The sequence below is a fragment of the Hydrocoleum sp. CS-953 genome (genome assembly GCF_002260545.1).
Classification (GTDB): domain Bacteria; phylum Cyanobacteriota; class Cyanobacteriia; order Cyanobacteriales; family Microcoleaceae; genus Trichodesmium.
The window spans coordinates 1-5,201 of record NZ_LGSU01000879.1 but is presented as its reverse complement, the minus strand read 5'-3'; the positions used below and the strand labels follow the sequence as shown (position 1 = coordinate 5,201).

Genomic DNA, 5,201 nt, shown 5'->3' with positions numbered 1-5,201 from the left:
TTTGCTGAAGCTCTCGGAGACGGATGATGAAAATTTTCTCTTCTATTGCGGATAGAGAAATAGTAGTTTCATTTGCTGAAGCTCCCGAAGACGGATGATGAAAATTTTCCTTCTATTGCGTATAGAGCAATAGTAGTTTCATTTGCTGAAGCTCTCGGAGACGGATGATGAAAATTTTCTCTTCTATTGCATATAGAGAAATAGTCATTTCATTTGCTGAAGCTCTCGGAGACGGATGATGAAAATTTTCTCTTCTATTGCATATAGAGAAATAGTCATTTCATTTGCTGAAGCTCCCGGAGACGAATGGTCAAATTTTTCTCAACTGTCAACTCCCCTGACTCGCTCCCAAACCTTTTCCAATAAATCTGGAGCATTCGCATCAAACCATTCAATCTCTGGATACCCTCGAAACCAAGTCCGTTGTCGCTTGGCAAACTGACGAGTATGTAAAACTGTTGCCTTGATCGCCTCAGTCAAACTAATATCTCCTGCCAAATATTGTTTTATCTCTGCATAACCCAACGTATCTAACAATGGCAACTCCGCACCATACTTTTCACACAAAAATTTTACTTCCTCCACTAACCCAACTTCTACCATTTTCTCAGTCCGATGACGAATACGATCGCCCAAAACCTCCACATCACAGTCTAACCCTATTTGTAAAATTCGATAATCTGGAGGGTTTTCTCCCTGCTGTTGAGAAATGGGTTTCCCACTCACATAAAAGACTTCCAATGCTCGTAAAGTTCTCACCAAATCATTAGGGTGGATTTTCTCAGCAGCAACCTCATCAATCTGCTGCAACATTTTGTAACATTGTTTTTGACCTAAATCTGCTAATTGCGATCGCAACTTTTCATTAGGCCCAACCCTAGGAATCTTCAAACCTTTAACTATTGCCTTTATATATAACCCCGTACCTCCCACTAATAAACTTGGTGGAGCAAAATCAGTTTCAGCAGTAAAAGAATTAACAATCAAACGTTGTGCTTGTTCCTGATATTCTGCCAATGTCAGAGTCTCTGTAGGTTCACAAATATCTATTAAATAGTGAGGTACCAATTCCCGTTCTGTTATAGTTGGTTTTGCGGTGCCAATGTTAAAATATTTATACACTTGACGAGAATCTGCACTGAGAATTACGGAACCGAATCTATGGGCCAAATCCAAGGCTAATCCAGACTTACCCGTAGCAGTTGGCCCGCAAATAGTAATTAGAGAAAAGTCAAAAGTCAAAAGTTAAAAGTCAAAATTAAAAGAAATTATTAATAAAACTATAATATTAGCACTTACGCAGCCAAAAGAGAAAAGTCAAAAGTCAAAATTAAAAGAAATTTTCATATCTCTCAAATTTAGTCACAGCAATAATGTAGGGGCGAATGGCCATTCGCCCCTACTACTAACTACTAAAAATCTGGGAAATTGTGACTCCTGACTCCTGAATTATGACTCATGACTCATAACTAATATCTACATCCCCCAAATAAATTTCTCATTAAAATACCCTAGAGCAGCGTTTAAGGCATTTATGTTATAATTTATGAGAAAAATTTCATTTTTTGACGAAAGTTGTTATTAAAGCCATTATTAGGAGAGATATTGCTATGGCCAGCAACAATTACGGCGCTGAACAAATACAAGTTCTGGAAGGTCTCGAAGCGGTACGGAAGCGACCGGGAATGTACATTGGTTCCACGGGGCCTCGTGGACTACATCATCTAATCTACGAAGTTGTTGACAACTCCATCGATGAGGCGCTAGCTGGTTATTGCACTCACATCGAAGTTGACCTGAATGAAGATGGCTCTGTCAGAGTTACAGATGATGGCCGGGGTATTCCAGTTGATACCCATTCTAAAACAGGTAAGTCTGCTTTGGAAACGGTTATGACTGTTCTCCATGCTGGAGGTAAATTTGGTGGAGGTGGCTATAAAGTTTCTGGGGGATTACACGGTGTGGGGGTTTCCGTGGTCAATGCCTTGTCAGAGTGGGTAGAGGTAACGGTCTGGCGGGATAAAAAGACACATATTCAAGGTTATGAACGTGGCAAACCGACTGGGGACTTGAAATCTAAAACTAATAAAGAAAAACGGACAGGCACATCAGTGCAATTTCTGCCAGATGAGGAAATTTTCACTACGGGTATTGAATTTGACTACAATACCATAGTTGGTCGTCTGCGAGAATTAGCATATTTGAATGCAGGTGTCAAGATTACTATTACAGATTATCGCCTGGAGTTACTTAAAAGTGATGAACCGCGAATAGAATCTTATTGTTATGAGGGTGGTATTAAGGAATATGTCACCTACATGAACCGGGAAAAACAGCCTTTGCATGAAGAGGTGATTTTTGTGCAGGGGGAAAAGAATGATGTGCAAGTGGAAGTAGCTTTGCAATGGTGTGTGGATGCTTTTAGTGATAATGTTCTAGGTTTTGCTAACAATATTAGAACTGTTGATGGTGGTACTCATTTAGAAGGGTTGAAAACTGTTTTAACCAGAACAATGAATGGTATTGCTCGCAAGCGGAATAAACTTAAAGAAAGTGATTCAAATTTGGGTGGTGAAAATGTCCGGGAAGGGTTAACGGCAGTTATTTCTGTGAAGGTTCCAGAACCAGAATTTGAAGGTCAAACTAAAACTAAGTTAGGCAATACTGAAGTTAGGGGTATTGTTGATTCTTTAGTTGGAGAAGTTTTAACTGAATATTTGGATTTTAATCCTCAAATTGCTGATGCAGTTTTAGAGAAGGCTATTCAAGCTTTTAAAGCAGCAGAAGCAGCTCGTCGAGCGAGGGATTTAGTGAGGAGAAAATCAGTTTTAGAATCTTCTCCATTACCAGGAAAACTAGCCGATTGCAGTACGAAAAACCCGGAAGAATCTGAGTTATACCTCGTCGAAGGAGATAGTGCTGGGGGCTGTTTTCTGGCCCATCAGCAAGTTATTTTAGCTGATGGACGTAGACTTAGCTTTATAGAAATAGTAGCTGAACAAGCTGAAGGTAAAGAACATTTTTGTTACACAATTAATGATAAGGGATATGTGGCAATTGAAAGGATAATTAATGCAAGAATGACTAAGAAAAATGCCACAGTTATTAAGATAACTTTGGATAATGATGAGACTATAATTTGTACTCCAGATCATCCTTTTATGCTCAAAGATGGTAGTTATAAACCAGCAGCTTTATTAACACCAAATGATCCTTTGATGCCTTTGTATCGAAAGTTATCTCAAAAGAAAAAAAATGGTTGGGGATTAGATGGTTATGAAATGGTTTGGAACCCTAAAAAAGACAGTTGGATATATACTCATTTGTTGGCAGATTTTTATAACTTGGAAGCAGGAGTATATAATTCAGGAGATGGTAACCATCGTCATCATGTTGATTTTAATAAACTCAATAATAATCCCACAAATATTCAGCGACTTCCAGAAGAGGAACACTTGGCATTACACAGGGCACATCTTGAATTCAGTTTGCATCGTCCTGATGTTATAGAAAAAAGTCGTCAAGCTCATCAAACTGATGAATTTCGGGCGAAGATGAAGGAACGAATGCAGGAACCTGAGACGCAAAAGATTTTATCCGAACAAGCGAAAGCGCAGTGGGAAGTTGATGAGTATAAAGCTTTTATGGTTCAGAAATGGCGTGAGTTTTATGATAGCAATGAAGAGTATCGCGAACAAAATCGCGAACAGTTAATGAAAGCACAGCAGGAATATTGGAGTAAAGCTGAGAACTGTCAAGCTCGTGCAGAACAAGTGCGGGATTATTTTGCGAATAACCCAGAAGCACGGGAGGTAGCTTCTGAAGTAGCGAAAGAGCAATGGCAAAATGAAGATTTGTTGGAGTGGCGACGGCAAAAAACTAAGGAACAGTGGACTCCTGAATTTCGTGCCAAGCGTCGGGAAGCGCTGGATAAAACTTATTATCGTAAGACTCTTGAAGCTTTGCACAAGGTTTACCAGAGTTCTGGTTTCATAGACTTGGAATTGTATGATATTTATCGTCGTCGTGAGAAGGATAAGTCGATGTTGAAGTTTGAGACTTTTTACACCCGATACTTTGGAGGAGACGAATTTTTAGCACGGGATGCTATTCGGAATTATAATCATCGGGTTGTTTCTATTGAACCCCTGGAAGAGCGACGAGATGTTNTTTGCACAAGGTTTACCAGAGTTCTGGTTTCATAGACTTGGAATTGTATGATATTTATCGTCGTCGTGAGAAGGATAAGTCGATGTTGAAGTTTGAGACTTTTTACACCCGATACTTTGGAGGAGACGAATTTTTAGCACGGGATGCTATTCGGAATTATAATCATCGGGTTGTTTCTATTGAACCCCTGGAAGAGCGACGAGATGTTTACGATGTCGAAGTTCCAAATACTCATAATTTTGCTTTAGCGAGTGGAGTTTTTGTGCATAATAGTGCTAAACAAGGTCGCGATCGCCGTTTTCAAGCTATATTGCCGTTGCGTGGTAAAATTATCAATATTGAGAAAACGGATGATGCCAAAATCTACAAAAATAATGAAATTCAATCAATGATTACAGCTTTGGGTTTGGGCATCAAAGGGGATGAGTTTGATGCTGCTCAACTGCGGTATCATAAGATAATTATTATGACTGATGCTGATGTTGATGGCGCTCATATTCGGACGTTATTGTTAACGTTTTTCTATCGATACCAACGGGCGTTAGTAGATCAGGGTTATATCTATATTGCTTGTCCTCCATTGTATAAAGTGGAACGGGGGCGGAATCATTACTATTGTTATAGCGATCGCGAACTCAGTCAACTAATTGAAAATGAGTTTCCTGGAAATGCAAACTATACTATCCAACGGTTTAAGGGTTTGGGTGAAATGATGCCAGTTCAGTTGTGGGATACGACGATGAACCCTGACACTCGGACTTTGAAACGGGTGGAAATTGAGGATGCTGCGGAGGCAGATAGGATATTTACTGTCTTGATGGGCGATCGGGTAGCGCCGAGGCGTGAGTTTATTGAGACTTACGGACCGAAATTGAAAATTACCGATCTGGATATTTAGTAAAGTAGGGTGGGCAAATGTGAGTTGATGTTGGATGGTATAACTCAATATTTGCTCACTCTAGAATAGGGAGCGAGACTATAGAACCCCTGAAGGGATCTATTTAAAATTATAGATTGAGAGTAGGGGAGTA

Annotated in this window: 2 protein-coding genes and 1 pseudogene; 2 read left to right on the top strand and 1 reads right to left on the bottom strand. The window is 39.6% G+C overall.

Annotation, left to right across the window (positions count from 1 at the left end):
• Positions 1–321: 321 nt before the first annotated feature.
• A complete protein-coding gene (gene miaA, locus AFK68_RS11610; RefSeq protein WP_094672906.1) occupies positions 322–1,242 on the bottom strand; it encodes a tRNA (adenosine(37)-N6)-dimethylallyltransferase MiaA in 921 nt (306 codons plus the stop codon).
• A gap of 368 nt (positions 1,243–1,610) precedes the next feature.
• Between miaA and AFK68_RS41545 the strand changes: the two are divergent.
• Both AFK68_RS41545 and AFK68_RS11600 read left to right on the top strand, forming a co-directional pair.
• A pseudogene (locus AFK68_RS41545) lies at positions 1,611–4,169 on the top strand (ATP-binding protein); the annotation flags it as partial.
• A 1-nt stretch (position 4,170) separates the two neighbouring features.
• Positions 4,171–5,068: toprim domain-containing protein (locus tag AFK68_RS11600; RefSeq protein ID WP_371357331.1), on the top strand; the 898-nt coding region annotated here is incomplete at its 5' end.
• Between the last annotated feature and the right edge of the window lie 133 nt (positions 5,069–5,201).